14 protein-coding genes are annotated in these 14,671 nt (G+C 69.8%); 7 read left to right on the top strand and 7 right to left on the bottom strand.

The genetic code is table 11. The features are described 5' to 3' along the window. Positions 1-231: 231 nt before the first annotated feature. The 7 genes from PQV94_RS15425 (at position 232) to add (PQV94_RS15395) (ending at position 6,716) form a co-directional block, all read left to right on the top strand. The gene (locus PQV94_RS15425) at positions 232-1,308 is read left to right on the top strand and encodes an ABC transporter substrate-binding protein (RefSeq protein WP_274286641.1); all 1,077 of its coding nucleotides are present in this window, start codon (positions 232-234) and stop codon (positions 1,306-1,308) included. Positions 1,309-1,396: 88 nt separating this feature from the next. Then, positions 1,397-2,224, top strand: coding sequence for an ABC transporter ATP-binding protein (locus PQV94_RS15420; protein WP_274286640.1), 828 nt, complete (start codon positions 1,397-1,399; stop codon positions 2,222-2,224). Continuing rightward, positions 2,211-3,044, top strand: coding sequence for an ABC transporter permease (locus tag PQV94_RS15415; RefSeq protein ID WP_274286639.1), 834 nt, complete (start codon positions 2,211-2,213; stop codon positions 3,042-3,044). The genes PQV94_RS15420 and PQV94_RS15415 overlap by 14 nt, the downstream gene beginning before the upstream one ends. Continuing rightward, positions 3,041-3,964, top strand: a complete 924-nt coding sequence (locus PQV94_RS15410; protein WP_274286638.1) for an ABC transporter permease — start codon at positions 3,041-3,043, stop codon at positions 3,962-3,964. The genes PQV94_RS15415 and PQV94_RS15410 overlap by 4 nt, the downstream gene beginning before the upstream one ends. 50 nt (positions 3,965-4,014) lie before the next feature. Beyond that, the gene (gene add / locus PQV94_RS15405; RefSeq protein ID WP_274286637.1) at positions 4,015-5,049 is read left to right on the top strand and encodes an adenosine deaminase; all 1,035 of its coding nucleotides are present in this window, start codon (positions 4,015-4,017) and stop codon (positions 5,047-5,049) included. A 9-nt stretch (positions 5,050-5,058) separates the two neighbouring features. Beyond that, on the top strand, positions 5,059-5,679 hold the full coding sequence (locus PQV94_RS15400) for a helix-turn-helix domain-containing protein (RefSeq protein WP_274286636.1): 621 nt from the start codon (positions 5,059-5,061) through the stop codon (positions 5,677-5,679). Beyond that, positions 5,676-6,716, top strand: a complete 1,041-nt coding sequence (gene add, locus PQV94_RS15395) for an adenosine deaminase (protein ID WP_274286635.1) — start codon at positions 5,676-5,678, stop codon at positions 6,714-6,716. The genes PQV94_RS15400 and add (PQV94_RS15395) overlap by 4 nt, the downstream gene beginning before the upstream one ends. Before the next feature lie 167 nt (positions 6,717-6,883). On the opposite strand, the gene PQV94_RS15390 is transcribed toward add (PQV94_RS15395), so the two are convergent. The 7 genes from PQV94_RS15390 to PQV94_RS15360 form a co-directional block, all read right to left on the bottom strand. Continuing rightward, a complete protein-coding gene (locus PQV94_RS15390; RefSeq protein WP_274286634.1) occupies positions 6,884-7,147 on the bottom strand; it encodes a hypothetical protein in 264 nt (87 codons plus the stop codon). Positions 7,148-7,699: 552 nt separating this feature from the next. Then, positions 7,700-9,265: a GMC family oxidoreductase gene (locus PQV94_RS15385; protein WP_274286633.1), complete on the bottom strand. Its 1,566-nt coding sequence runs from the start codon at positions 9,263-9,265 to the stop codon at positions 7,700-7,702. Continuing rightward, positions 9,265-9,879: a thiamine pyrophosphate-dependent enzyme gene (locus PQV94_RS15380; RefSeq protein ID WP_274286632.1), complete on the bottom strand. Its 615-nt coding sequence runs from the start codon at positions 9,877-9,879 to the stop codon at positions 9,265-9,267. Before PQV94_RS15380 ends, PQV94_RS15385 begins: the two co-directional genes overlap by 1 nt. Then, a complete protein-coding gene (locus PQV94_RS15375) occupies positions 9,876-10,376 on the bottom strand; it encodes a thiamine pyrophosphate-binding protein (protein ID WP_243232221.1) in 501 nt (166 codons plus the stop codon). The genes PQV94_RS15380 and PQV94_RS15375 overlap by 4 nt, the downstream gene beginning before the upstream one ends. Before the next feature lie 29 nt (positions 10,377-10,405). Further along, positions 10,406-11,782 carry an NtaA/DmoA family FMN-dependent monooxygenase gene (locus PQV94_RS15370; protein WP_274286631.1) on the bottom strand — a complete coding sequence of 459 codons (1,377 nt, stop codon included), beginning with the start codon at positions 11,780-11,782 and terminating at the stop codon, positions 10,406-10,408. Then, the gene (locus tag PQV94_RS15365; protein ID WP_274286630.1) at positions 11,779-13,284 is read right to left on the bottom strand and encodes an aldehyde dehydrogenase family protein; all 1,506 of its coding nucleotides are present in this window, start codon (positions 13,282-13,284) and stop codon (positions 11,779-11,781) included. The genes PQV94_RS15370 and PQV94_RS15365 overlap by 4 nt, the downstream gene beginning before the upstream one ends. Then, the gene (locus tag PQV94_RS15360; RefSeq protein ID WP_274286629.1) at positions 13,281-14,669 is read right to left on the bottom strand and encodes an amidohydrolase family protein; all 1,389 of its coding nucleotides are present in this window, start codon (positions 14,667-14,669) and stop codon (positions 13,281-13,283) included. Before PQV94_RS15360 ends, PQV94_RS15365 begins: the two co-directional genes overlap by 4 nt. Between the last annotated feature and the right edge of the window lie 2 nt (positions 14,670-14,671).

Here is a 14,671-nt window from a genome sequence, read left to right as displayed (position 1 = left end):
ACGGCCGCCAGGCTATCGGTCCGCGCGTGCCCGCATGAGCCTCTTGACGCCGACCTGTGGATAGGTCAGGTGTAACGGTGCGGAAACACGACCGCCAGTGTTCGTGAAATCTACATCGCTTAGCGTCGGACTCGTCACGCAGACCGCTGCCGCCGGGATGAACCCGAGCACGGGAGGCGCCGGCATCCCAACCACCCGAAGTGCACCACCCGACAAACCGGGAGACAGCTTATGTCCCGCTTCACCGCACGCCGCACGCGCGTCGCCGTGTCCATCGCCGCCGTCGCTCTGTCCGCTCTCGCGCTCAGCGCGTGTGCCGGATCCAGCGACCCCGCATCCTCTTCGTCATCCGGCGGTGACGCCGCGGGCCTGGGCGACACCACGATCCAGCTCAGCTGGATCAAGAACGAAGAGTTCTGCGGCGAGTTCTTCGCCGACTCCAAGGGCTACTTCACCGACGCGGGCTTCAGCAGCGCCACGCTCGTGCCCGGCCCCTCCACGAGCGCCACCGAGCTGATCGCCGGATCCGCCGACTTCGGTCTCAGCGACGCCGTCGCGATCGGCTCCGTCGTCGCGAGCGAGGGCGCGCCGCTGAAGATCATCGGCACGACCTACCAGAAGAACCCGTTCACGATCCTCTCACTGAAGGACGGCGGCAACATCGCCACGGTCGCCGACCTCAAGGGCAAGAAGATCGGCGTGCAGGACCCGAACACCTCGCTGTTCAACGCGTTCCTCGCCGCCAACGGGCTGACCACGTCCGACGTCACGGTCGTCCCGGTGCAGTACGACCCGGCGCCCCTCACGAACGGCGAGGTGGACGGCTTCGTCTCCTACCTGACCAACGAGGCGATCATCGTCGCGAACGAGGGCTACGAGACGGTCAACCTGCCCTTCGCCGACAACAACCTCGCTTTCCCGGCGGAGACCTTCGTCGCGACCGACGACATGATCAAGAACAACCCGGAGAAGGTCAAGGCGTTCCTGAAGGCCGAGATCCAGGGATGGACCGACGCGATCGCCGACCCCGCCGAGTGCGCGCGTCTCGCATACGAGGACTACGGCAAGGACCTCAACCTCGACCCGAAGAACTCCGAGGCCGGTGCCGCCGCCCAGCTGAGTGACCTCGTCGTCTCCGACGAGACCGTCGAGAACGGCCTGTTCACGATCTCCGACGACCTCAAGGACGCCACGATCAAGAGCCTGTCGGAGGCCGGCATCGACGTGACCGCCGACCAGCTGTTCGACACCTCGCTGCTCGAGGAGCTCTACAGCGAGAACCCCGACCTGGTCAAGTACGCAGGTTGACACCGCGAGGGCGCCCGTGCGCGGGCGCCCTCGTACTCCCCCTCCCCCGTCGGTGACCCACCGACCCCGAGCGAAAGCAGCCATCGACGTGACCCAGACTGTCGTCGAGACCGGCGCGACCGATGCCGCGCTCGGCACCGGCCTCCAGATCACCGGCCTGAACAAGGTTTTCACCACCGGCCGCAAGTCGGTCGTCGCCCTTCAGGACACGAACCTCCACACCGACCAGGGCACGTTCCTGTCGCTGCTGGGTCCGTCCGGATGCGGGAAGTCGACCATCCTCCGCATCCTCGCGGGCCTCGAGCAGCCCACGAGCGGCACCACTCGCGTCGACGGCAAGAGCCCCAAGGAGATGCGTCGCGAGAACAAGCTCGGGATCGCTTTCCAGGACTCGGCGCTGCTTCCGTGGCGCAGCGTCTACGCCAACATCCGGCTGCCGTTCGAGATCGCGGGCAAGAGCCCCGACAAGGCGTACATCGACGAGATGATCGCCCTGGTCGGGCTCCGCGGCTTCGAGAAGGCCAAGCCGGCGCAGCTGTCGGGCGGGATGCGGCAGCGCGTGTCGATCGCGCGCTCGCTCATCATGCGCCCCGAGGTACTGCTGTTCGACGAGCCCTTCGGCGCCCTCGACGACATGACCCGCCAGAAGCTCAACCTGGAACTGCTGCGGATCTGGACGGAGAAGCCGGCGACCACGCTGCTGGTGACGCACGGCATCTCGGAGGCGATCTTCCTCTCGGACCAGGTCGCCGTGATGAGCCCGCGCCCCGGGCGCATCAAAGAGGTCATGACGATCGATCTTCCCCGGCCGCGCCTGCCCGAGATGATGCGCAGCCCGGAGTTCCACTCCTACGTCGATCAGGCCTCTGAGCTTCTGTTCGGAGCGGGAGGGGCCGCGGCTGATGACGACCACTGACGCATCGCCCAAGGGCAAGGCGGTCCAGTGGGAGGACGTCCGCCTCCCCGCGTGGGTCATCGGAATCATGGGCGGGATCGCCCTCATCGCCTTCTGGTGGCTGATCTCGACGATCTTCCTCAACCCCTCGGGCCGGCAGATCATCCCGAGCCCGCCCGACGTCATCGGGGCGTACATCACGACCGGCTGGGACTACTTCGCCCGCAACTTCTCGGTGACCCTGGTCGAGGCAGGTATCGGATACCTCTGGGGGAACGGTCTCGCTCTCGCCCTCGCGTTCATCGTCCTGCTCGTTCCGCGGTTCGAGGGCGTGGCAATGCAGTTCGCGATCCTGACCTACTGCGTCCCGATCGTCGCGATCGGCATGCTCGCGGTCGTGCTGTTCCCCGTGCCGAAAGCAGGGGAGCCCAGCGGTACGGCGGTCTTCCTGGCGGCCCTGTCGGTCTTCTTCACGACCGTCGTCGGAGCGCTCCTCGGACTCAAGTCGGCCGACCGGTCAAGCCTGGACCTCATCACCGTCTACGGCGGCAGCAAGCTGACGCAGCTGCGCAAGGTGCGCCTCATCGCTGCACTCCCCGCCATCCTCAACGCGCTGCAGATCGCCGTCCCCGCCGCTTTCCTCGGCGCCGTGCTCGGTGAGTTCTTCGGCAAGATCGAGGCGGGGGTCGGGCTTGCGATGATCCTCGCGCAGCAGAACTCCGACGCGCCCCTCGTCTGGGCGCTCGCCCTCGCCTCCGGCGCCGTGGCACTCGCGGGCTTCGCCCTCGTCGGACTCGTCGCCCGCCTCATCGCGCCCTGGTCGAAGGGAGCCCAGAAGTGACCGAAGCAGCCATCGCAGCCACCGGCACGCGGCAGTCCGCCGAAGCTATGACCGCCCCCGCCGGCCCGCAGCCGCCCGCGCAGAAGCCCGATCTCGAGGTGACGGTGCGCAAACAGGTCGCGTCCGGCGCCCTGAAGGCCTTCGGCTGGGGCATGGTGACCTTCATCGGCACCCTGGTGGGCGTGCTCGCCCTGTGGGTCGGCGTCCTGGCCATCCTCAAGGTCTCGCCCATGATCGCCAAGGGCCCCGTCGACGTCTGGAACTACCTCTTCACGCTGCCGGCGGCCGAGGCCAACCGCGAGCTCATGTTCGGGAACCTGGCCGTCACACTGGGGCACTCGCTGATCGGCTTCGTGTCGGGACTGGTCGTCGCGATCCTCGGTGCCAGCATCTTCCAGTTGAGCAAGGGGATCGAACACGCGCTCATGCCGGTCGCGATGCTCCTGCGCTCGGTGCCCCTGATCGCCATGGCGCCGGTGATCATCATGATCTTCGGCCGCGACATCGCCACCGTCGCCGTCATCGGCGGGATCGTCGTGCTCTTCCCCGCCCTCGTGAACATCTCCTTCGGCCTCAAGTCCGCCTCCGCGCAGATGAACGATCTCGTCGAGGTCTACGGCGGCGGGTCGTGGGCCAAGCTGCGCAAGATCGCCATGCCGTCCTCGCTCCCGGCGTTCTTCGCCGCGGTGCGCATCTCGGTGCCCGGCGCGATCACCGGCGCGCTGCTCGCCGAGTGGCTCGCCGTCGGCGGCGGGATCGGCGGGTCGATCGCCGGCTACATCCCGCAGGCGCAGTTCAGCGCCCTCTGGACATCCGTGGTGCTCGTCACGATCGTCTCGCTCGTGCTGTACAACGTGATCCAGATCGTCGAGAACGTGGTGCTCGCCCGCATGGGCATGCGCGCCCAGACCGGAATCTGATCCTCGCGGCGACTCGCGCCGCATCCGCCGACTCCAGGAAGATCTTCGGTATGACCGATCTCACCGCGTTCGCGCACGGCCTGCCCAAGGCAGAGCTCCACCTGCACCTCGAGGGCACCCTCGAGCCCGACCTCAAGTTCGCGCTCGCCGAGCGCAACGGCATCGAGCTCGCCGAGAAGACCGTCGACGAGGTGAAGGCCACCTACGACTTCACCGACCTCACGAGCTTCCTCGCGGTGTACTACCCGGCGATGCGGGTGCTGGTCACGGCCGATGACTTCCACGACCTCGCCTGGGCCTACCTCCAGAAGGCGGCGGCACAGGGCGTCGTGCACGTGGAGATGTTCTTCGACCCGCAGGCCCACACCGGCCGCGGGGTGCCGTTCGCCGACGTGATCGGCGGGTACCGCCGCGCGGTGGTGCGCGCGGAGCGCGAACTCGGCATCTCGGCCGAGCTCATCATGTGCTTCCTGCGCGACTACTCCGCCGAGTTCGCCTTCGCGACCCTCATGGAGGCGCTGCCCTACAAGCAGTGGATCCTCGGGATCGGGCTGGACTCCGACGAGCGCGGAAACCCGCCGGAGAAGTTCGCCGAGGTCTTCGCCCGGGCCCGCGCCGAGGGCTTCCTTCTCACGATGCACTGCGACATCGACCAGCCCGGCTCGATCGACAACATCCGCACGGTGCTCGATGAGATCCAGGTCGACCGCATCGACCACGGCACCAACATCGTCGAGGACCCGGCTCTCGTCGCCCTCGCCATCGAGCGCGGGCTCGGGTTCACGACGTGCCCGGTGTCGAACTCCTTCGTGACCGAGCAGATGAAGGCGGACGAGATCGTGGGACTGCTCCGCCAGGGTGCCAAGGTCACGCTGAACTCCGACGACCCCGCCTACTTCGGCGCCTACGTCGGCGACACCTACGTCGCCCTCGCCGAGCACGCGAAGCTGACCGAGACCGACCTGGTGCAGTTCGCCATCAACTCGTTCGAGGCGTCCTGGCTGACGCCGGCCCGCCGCGACGAGTACCTTGCGGCCGTCGCGGACTACGCGGCGCGCCACGGCGTCGCGATGCCCGCCGCATAATCTCGGACCATGACCGACCCTGTCGCCACCATCGCCGCGGACGAGGATGCGGCCGGCCAGCGTCTCGGCGCCCGCATCCGTGAGCTTCGGCAGGCGCGCGGGCTGACGCTCGTGCGCCTGGCCGCGGCCACAGAGCTCTCGCATCCGTTCCTGAGTCAACTGGAGCGCGGACTGGCCCAGCCGAGCCTGGCGTCGCTGCGACGGATCGCGGTGGCCCTGGAGACGAGCCCGATCGAGCTGATCGCCGCCTCCGACGAGCCGCGCGAGGCCGCATCCGCGATCGAGATCCAGCGCGCCGGCTCCGGCGCCGTGCCCGAGGGGTTCGCCTCCGGCACCGCGCGGATGCTTGCCCACGACGCGCGGGCCTTCCATCCGATGGAGGTGGCCGCGGACGCCCTCGTGCCGGGTGAGAGCTTCAGCCACGAGGAGGAGGAGTTCCTCTACGTGGTGGCCGGCGGCATCCGGATCGAACTCGACGGCGAGGCGCACGATCTGACGGCCGGCGACTCGGTGCACTTCCCCGGAGGCGTGGTGCACCGCTGGTGGTCGTTGGACGGGGAGCCGTACCGGCTTCTCGTCGTCAAGAGCGCGGGTGTGCTCAGGCCCCGCACCCCGGGAGGAACGCCGTGATCTCGTACGCCGACTACCTGCAGCTGCTGCCGAAGACGGAGCTGCACTGCCACTTCGCCTCGACGATGACGGCGACGACCTTCATCGAGTTGGCCGCGCGCTACGGCGTGGAGCTCTGGGGCGACGATCCCGAGACGTTGTTCGACTTCGCGGACCTGCCGGAGTTCCTCGTCGCCTTCCGCGCCGCCCACGATGTGCTGCGCGAGCCGGCGGACTTCGAGCGGGTCGCCTGGGAGGGCGTGCGCGCCGCGGTGGCCGAGGGCAACCTCCGCTACCGCGAGTACTACGTGAACCCGCAGTACTTCGCGGTCCGCGGTATCGGTTACCGGGACGTCATGGACCCGATCATCGCGGGCCTGCGCCGCGCGGAGGCCGACTTCGGCGTCGGATTCCGCATCGTCGCCGCGATCAACCGGCGCGACAGCCCCGAGTCCGCGGTCGCGATGGTGCGCGAGGTGATCGAACACGGCATCCCCGAGGTCGTGGGCATCGGGCAGGACGATCTGACGCCGGAGAACACCGAGGACCCCACCCGCTTCGCCGCGGCGTACCGGCTCGCCGCATCCGCCGGGCTGAAGCTGACGGCGCACGTCGGGGAGACCCCGACGGCGACACCGGATGCGGTGCGCGAGGCGATCGAGGTGCTGGGCTGCGACCGCCTGGACCACGGTTACCGCATCGTCGACGATCCGGCAGTCGTGGCGCTGGCCCTGGAGCGCGGCATCGGGTTCGCGACGACCCCCGTGTCGACGACGATCTGCTCGGGATGGACGCTGGACGAGGGACACCGCCTGCGCGCGATGATCGACGCGGGACTCACGGTCAGCGTGTCGACCGATGACGCGATGTTCTTCCGCACCGACATCGGCAAGGAGTACCGCGAGGGGCTCATGGCGCTGGGCGTGGATGCGGCCACGGCGAAGCGGATCGCCCTCGCGGGCATCGACATCTCGTTCGCGGATGCGGCCACGAAGGCGCGCCTGCGCGGCGAGTTCGAGGGCGCCTTCATCGCCCTCGACGCCCTCCTCGAGCCCTGACCCGGTTCGCCCTTTCTATTCGAGGGACGCGTTTCGCGGCCTTTTCCTTGGTTGGGCCGCGTTTCGGGTCCCTCGAACAGGGGCAGCTTGTGTTCGAGGGACGCGTGTTGTTGCGCCGGGGCCGGCGGGGGCGCGTTTCGGGTCCCTTGAACGGGGCTGGACGCGGGTCAGGCGGCCGCGGAACGGCGACGGAAGTACGGGTTCGACGCCGGAAGGTACATCAGCACGGCTGCCGCGAGCGCGACGACCACGATGAGGATGTCCACGACGTTGCCCGTGGCGAAGGCCGGAAGCCCCGCCAGCACCGCGATGATCGCCAGGATGAGCAGCACGATGCGTGCCCAGTTGCGTCCGCGGAGCATGTAGACGGCGAACAGGATGCGCAGCGCCGCACCGACGGCCAGGCCGATGATCGCCGCGGCGGGGCCCACCGCGGCAGCGACCTGCGCGTTGCCGCCGGGCGTCGGCGAAGGCGTAGCGCCCGTCCGCGAGCGAGGTGAGGATCGAGATCGCCGACAGCACGACGGTCGCTATCCACAGCCAGAAGGATGCGGTGACTGTCGCCGGGCGCGCGCTGTTGTCCATGATCGTTCCCCCTCCGAGTCGCCCACGGTGGGTGCTCTGGCTCAGACCGTAGGGCACGCACAGGAGCGAAGGCGGGACGAGCACGCCGGGTCGGTGCGGCATCGCTCACGCGCGCTCGCCGCATCCGCGCGGTCTCCGCATCCGGTGCTCAAGGGACGCGCGTTGCTGCGCCGGGGCCGTGCGGCCAGCGTTTCGGGTCCCTTCAACGGGGGTGGCTTGTGTTCGGGGGACGCGTGTTGTTGTGCGAGGGCCGGATGGTGCGCGTTTCGGGTCCCTCGAACGGTGGTCCCTCGTGTCGGAGGGACTCGATTCGTCGCCTCGGCGAGCGACCGGCCGCGTTTCGGGTCCCTCGAGCACTGTTGGCCTGAGTTCGAAGGACGCGTGTTGCTGTGCGCGGGTCAGCGGGCCGCGGCGACGAGTTCGGCGCCGCGCTCGGCGATCGCGACGGTGGGGGCCTGCGTGTTGCACGTGGGGATCGAGGGCATGACCGACGCATCCGCCACCCACAGCCCCTCGAGGCCCCTCACCCGCAGCGCCGGGTCGACGACCGCCAGCTCGTCGGTGCCGATGCGCGCGGTGCCGGAGCAGTGGAAGAAGGTGCCGATGTTCTCCCGCACGAATCGCACCCTGTCCGCGTGCGCGAGCCCGGCGGCCGGCGTGATCGGGCCCTGGGCGAGGTCGGCGTAGGCGGATGCGGCGACGAGATCCTGCACGGCGTCGACCGCCTCGACCATCGCGGCGAGGTCCGTCGGGTCGGCCAGGTAGTTCGGATGGATGTCGGCGACCGCCTCCGGATCCGCGGAGCGCACCCGCACCCAGCCCACACTCCGAGACCGGTACAGGCCGGGGACCAGGGCGAACACGCCATTCCCGGACAGGTCGTGCCGCGCGTGCAGCGCCTCGTCGCCGCGCGAGCCGTGCGCGATGACGGTGTGCAGGTCGGGCCCCGCGTCGGCGAAGGAGCTGCGCCAGTTGAGCATCGCGCCGCCCCCGTTGCCGATCACGGGGCCGAGGTCGTGCCGGGCGCGGAAGTTCATGCCCAGGATCAGCGGGTGGTCCTGGAAGTTCTCGCCGACTCCGGGCAGATGATGCGTCGCGCGGATGCCGGATGCGGCGAGCCGCGCGGCGTCCCCGATCCCCGACAGCTGCAGCAGCCGCGGGGTGTCGAGCGCCCCGGCCGCGAGCACGATCCGCGTGGCGGCGGTCTCGACGGCCACCCCGCCCACCGTGTGCCGCACCCCTGTGACGCGCTCGCCGGCCAGGAGCAGCGCGTGGACGCGGCTGTCGACCAGCACGTCGAGGTTCGGCCGGCTGAGCGCGGGCTCGAGGTACGCGCGCGCCGTGCTCCAGCGCTCGAAAGCGCCGTCGTCGGTTTCGATCGCGTTGTAGTCCGGGTATGTCGCGCCCTCGTTGGAGGCCGCGTTCGCATCGTCGATCACCGGGAAGCCGCGTTCGGCGGAGGCGGCGATGAGCGCGTGCGCGATCGGGTGCACGTGCGCGAGCGGTCCAACCCGCATGGGGCCGGAGAGTCCGCGGTAGGCGGGGTCGCCGCCCGCGCGAGTCTCCGAACGTCGGAAGTAGGGCAGCAGGTCGTCGTAGCCCCATCCGGTGGCGCCCGCATCCGCCCACGCGTCGTAGTCCGCCCGGTTGCCGCGGTACCAGAGCATTGCGTTCGTCGAGGACGAACCCCCGAGCACCTTGCCGCGCGGCATCGCGAGCGACCGACCCAGCACGTGCGGGGTGGGCGTCGAACGATAGCCGTGGTCGTACTCGCCGCCGATGAGGGCGTCCCAGTGGGCGGCGTCGAGGATCTCGCGCACGCCGCGGTGGTCGCCGCCTGCTTCGATGAGGAGCACCCGCACCGCGGGATCCTCGGACAGGCGCGCCGCCAGCACGCATCCGGCCGCTCCGCCGCCGACGACGATCTCGTCGTAGCCGGCGGCGGGAGTGCGCACGAGGGGCATCAGTTGTGCTCGCTCGGACCCATGATGCTGATGCCCTCCGTGGCCTCGACGTGGCGCACGAAGATGTACTTGTCCTCGCGCCCGTCGGAGTGCTTGCGCTTGATGCCGGGCTCGAGGATGCCGTCGGTCTTGGCGACGACGATGTACGGCTCGGATGCGGCGAGCCCCGCCGCGCAGTGCGCGTCGAACTCCTCGAGCGTCTCGGCGGTGAACGCGTTCTCGACACCGGCGCCGCGCGCGATCGCGGCGAGGTCGACGCGGCCCTTCGCCGTGTGGGTCGCAGGTCCCCCGATCGACTGGTACTGCTCGTTGTCCCACACGACGATGAACAGGTTCTCGGGGCGCTCGTTGCCGAGGGTCGCGAGGATCCCGAGGTTGAACAGCAGGCCGCCGTCGGTGTCGAGCGAGACGATGCGGCGATGCGGCAGGCCCACGGCGAGGCCGAACGCCTCCGGCGTCACGCATCCGAGCTGCTGCTGGAACAGGCTCGCCTCGCGCATGTGCGGCGCGGCGTTGTACCACTCGTCGACGGCGCCGCCGAGGGAAAGGATGACGAGCTCGTCCGAAAGACGTGCGGCGAGCAGCTTCATGGCTTCGAATCGGGAGTAGCTCATCGGACCAGATCCCCTCCGAGGACGATGGCGGCGTGGTAGTACGACGCGTAGGCGGTGTCGTAGGCGCGGACGATCGCCGTCTCGAGCTGGTCGACGTCTCGCACGATCGTGTATGGGGTGCGCAGGGCCTGCAGCAGAGGCTCCATGGTGATGCCGTGCGGGATGGCCCACCAGTTGTTCTCGCCCATCTCTCCGCGGTAGCTCATGATCATGACCACAGGGATGCCGGCGCCGAGTCCCATGCGGGCGAGGTGCTCGGTCGCGGCGCGCAGCCCGGAGTTCTCCATGACGAGCACGGCGCGCTTGCCCGAGAGGAAGACGCCGCCGGCGATGGCAGCGCCTTCGCCCTCGTTCGTGACGGGGATGGTGCGGATGTCGGGGTCCGCATCCAGAGCCGGATACAGCTCCTTCAGCAGCGAGTCGGGCAGGTACGTGGCGACGGAGACGCCGGCTCGCTTGAGCCCGCGGATCACCGCCTCGACGGCGTCGGCTCTCATGTGGTCTCTCTTTCGTGGGGCGTGCGGGATCAGGAAGGAAGGGATGCGGCTTCGCGCGCCGCGAGGCGATGCGCACGGTGCGTGGCGGCGAGGCGGGGGCCGCCGCCGAAGTGCTCGCGCAACGTGGCGCCGACGGGCGGGCTCACCCGGCCCCGGGCGGCCAGCACGGGCACGACGAGCTCGATGAACGCGCGGTAGGCTCCGGGCCCGCCGAAGGTCGGCTCGAGCATGAGGCCGTCGAGCCCCGAACCGTCGACGATCGCCTCGATCTCGTCGGCGACCTGTTCGGGGGAACCGGTGATCTGGAACCCGCGGATCGCCTTCGTGCGGAACTGGTCGAGGATCTCGCCCACCCGCATCTCGGCGTTCTGTCGCGCGTAGCGCTGGATGAGGGTCTGTCCGAGGTCGGTGCGCAGGTCCACGACCTTGGTGTCGGGGTCGATGCCGGTGAGATCGAGCCCCGTGATCCCGGCGAACATGACGGCCGCATCCGCGCGCTGCAGCACGCTCTCGTACTCGTCGCGGAGGATGCGTGCCTCGGCTTCGGTGGCGGCCACGGTCACGGTCATGCCCGAGATCACCTTGATGTCGTGCGGGTCGCGCCCGTGGGCCACCGCCTGTGCGCGGATGTCGTCGACGTGCGCCTTGGCGGCGGCGATCGACTGGCCCTGGATGAACACGGCCTCGGTGTTGCGGGCGGCGTAGGCGCGGCCGCGATCCGAGGTGCCGGCCTGGAAGAGCACGGGCGTGCGCTGCGGGGTCGGCGGCACCGCGAAGATCCCGGCGGCGCGCTGATACGTGCCCTCGACCTCCACGCGGTGCAGCTTCGCCGGATCGGCGTAGACGCCCCGATTGCGATCGCGCAGCTCGGCGTCGTCGTCCCAGCTGTGCTCCCACAGGCGCAGGCAGGTGTCGAGGTACTCGTCGGCGGCGTCGTAGCGCTGATCGTGATCGAGCGTCTCGGTCACCCCGAACAGCTGATCGGTCGTCGCTTGCGAGCTGCCGGTCACGACATTCCAGCCGATGCGACCACCGGTGAAGCGGTCGAGCGTCGCGAAGCGGCGGGCGGTGCCGTAGGGCTTCTCGACGGTCGTGGGCGAGGTGACGACGAAGCCCAGGCGCTCCGTCGCCCGCGCGAGCGTCGCGATGGCCAGCATCGGATCCAGCGCGGGGAACTGGATGCCGTGGGCCGCGACCTCGTCGGGCATCCGACCCTCGAGCGTCGCGTAGCCGTAGGTGTCGGCGAAGAACAGGAAGTCGAAGCCGGCCGCATCCAGTTCGCGCGCCAGATCGACCCAGTAGTCGAGACGGTCCCAGTCGTCGCCGCGGCCGTCGGGATGCGTCCACGTCGGCATCCCGTTGGAGGGGTTCATCATCTCGAAGACCCCGAGCGCGATCCGTGTCATACGACCATCACCACCGACTTCGTCTCGAGGTAGTTCTCCAACCCCTGCGCTCCGTTCTCGTAGCCCCAGCCGGACTCCTTGTGTCCGCCCTTAGGCAGCTCCGGACCGAGGAAGGAGTGGCAGTTGACCCACACGGTCCCCGCTTGCAGGCGCGCGGCGACGCGGTGGGCGTTGCTGAGCCCCTCGGTCCAGATGCTCGCGGCGAGCCCGTAGTCGCTGTCGTTCGCCCAGCCCACGACCTCGTCGAGGTCGTCGAAGGGGGTGACGACGGCGACGGGCCCGAAGATCTCCTCCCGCATGAGGCGGGCGTGAGGGGGGACGTCGGTCAGCACGGTCGGCGTGAAGAACGTGCCGGACGGCCCCGACCGTTCGCCGCCGGTGACCACGGTGACCCCGTCGGCCGCACCCTCGTCGACGTAGGCCGCGACGCGACGGGCCTGCGTCTCGCTCACGAGAGGGCCGAGATCCGTACCGGACGCGAGGCCGTGACCGAGCCGCAGGGCGTCGCCCGTGGCCGCCATACCGGCCACGACCTCGTCGTACACGTCGCGGTGCGCGTAGATGCGTGCGCTCGCAACGCAGACCTGGCCGCCGTTGTCGAAGATGCCGCGTGAGACGCCCGCGACGGCGGCGGACAGATCCGCATCCGGCAGGATGATCGAGGGCGACTTGCCGCCGAGCTCGAGCGTGAGGCGCGCCAGGCGATCGGATGCGGTGGCCACCAGCTTCTTGCCGACCGTGGTGGAACCGGTGAAGGCGATCTTCGCGACGCCGGGGTGCTCGACGAGCGCCTGTCCCGTCTCGTGCCCGTAGCCGGTGACGATGTTGACGACGCCGTCGGGCAGCCCCGCCTCCTGCAGCAGGCGGCCGAGGTAGAGCGCGCTGAGCGAGGTGTTCTCGGCGGGCTTGAGCACGATCGTGCAGCCTGCGGCCAGAGCGGGGGCGAGCTTCATCGCCGTCATGATGAGCGGCGAGTTCCAGGGCACGATCGCCGCGACCACGCCCACGGGCTCCCGCCGCGTGTAGGCGAACACGTCCTTGCCCTCGGGGGTGCGGGTGAGCGAGGTGGGGATCGTCTCGCCCGTGATCTTCGTGGGCCAGCCCGCGTAGTAGCGGAACTGCGAGATCGCCGCGGGGACCTCGCCGAAGCGGGCCGTGCCGAGGCTCTTGCCCTGGTCGAGGGTCTCGAGCTCGGCGAGGTCGTCGAGGTGCTCCTCCATGACGTCGGCGATGCGCCACAGCAGCTTCGAGCGGTCGGCCGGCCGCATCCGTGCCCACGCCGCGCTCTCGAGTGCGGCGCTCGCCGCGCGGACGGCGGCATCGACGTCCGCGGCCCCGGCGCGGGCGATCTGAGCCAGGGTCTCGCCGGTGGCCGGGTCGAGCGAGGCGAACGTGTCGGATGCATCCACCCAGCGCCCACCGATGAGCAGGCGTCCGGGATTGTCGGCGAGGAAGCCGGAGACCCGCTCGCGGAGCGGGCCGTGATCGAGCGCGATGGTCATGTCGTGGCCTTTCGGGGGAACAGTCCGTCGAGTTCGCCCTGCGCCGAGATCCACGCGGAGCGGCGGGCGAAGAGGTCGGGAACGAGCGCGCGCACGCGGTCGATGAGTTCGCCCAGGTCGGCGTTCACGAGGCGGCCGTCCCGCACGACGATCTCGCCGTCGACGACCGTCATGTCGACGTCGGAGCCGCGCACCGCGTGCACGAGGTTGTGGTGGATGTTGGGATATGCGCCGTCGGGCATGAAGGGCGTCATGCGGGGGGTGTCGGTGCGCACGGCCACGAAGTCGGCCTTCCGACCCGGCGTCAGCGCGCCGAGCTCGTCGCCGCGGCCGATCGCCGCCGCGCCGCCACGGGTCGCCATGCCCAGCACCTGCCACGAGTCCATCGCGGCCGCATCCATCGTGCGGAGCTTGCCGAGGAGGGAAGCGACCTTCATCTCCTCGAACATGTCGAGGTTGTTGTTCTCCTTCTCGCCGTCGGTGCCGAGACCCACGGCGACGCCCGCGGCGAGCATCTCGGCGACCGGCGCCATGCCGCTGGCGAGCTTCATGTTCGAGACCGGATTGTGAGAGACGCCGACGCCGCGGGCGGCAATCAGGTCGACCTCGGCCTGATCCAGCCACACCGCGTGGGCGATCATCGCGCGCGGCACGTCGAAGAAGCCGAGCTGCTCGAGGGCGAACATGGGGCGCGCGCCGTGGCGGGCGGCGAAGTCGGCGAGTTCGATCTCGGACTCGCTGCAGTGCGTGTAGAGGCCGGTGCCGTAGGCGTTCGCCAGCGCGATCGCGCGGCGCTGGCCCGCCGCATCCGCGTAGAACGGGTGCTCGAGTCCGACCCAGGGCATGATGCGGCCGTTGGCCGCTCCCGTCCATTCGCTGAGCATCCGCTCGTTGTCGTCGAGCGTGTCGAAGTAGTCGAAGTCGGGGTGCTCGCCGACGTAGTTGACGGTGACGACGCGGTTGCCGAGGGCGGATGCGGCGCGCGCCGCGCCGTCCATGTACCGCCACATGTCCACCACGGTCGTGGTGCCCGACAAGAGCCCCTCGGCGTAGCAGAGCCACGCGGCGGCCTCGGCCTCGTCGGGGCGGAGCACGCGGTGCATGGGGTCGATGTGCAGCCGGAGCCACTCCCAGACCGGCAGGTGCTCGGCGGTGCCGCGCAGCATCCCGGAGTGGTGGTGGGCGTTGATCAGCCCCGGCATGAGCAGGCGGTCGGGCAGCTCGACGTGCTCGGCGTCGGGGTGGGCCGCGATCAGCTCGGCCCGTGGCGCGACATCGGTGATGGTGTCGCCGGTGACGAGGACGCCCGCATCCGTGAGGACGCGGCGCTCATCGTCCATCGTGACGACGAGATCGGGCAGGAACAGGCGCGCGGTGGGAGGCACGC

It is taken from the genome of Microbacterium sp. Clip185 (assembly GCF_028743715.1).
Taxonomy (GTDB): Bacteria; Actinomycetota; Actinomycetes; order Actinomycetales; family Microbacteriaceae; genus Microbacterium.
This window is presented reverse-complemented; position numbering and strand designations above follow the sequence as displayed.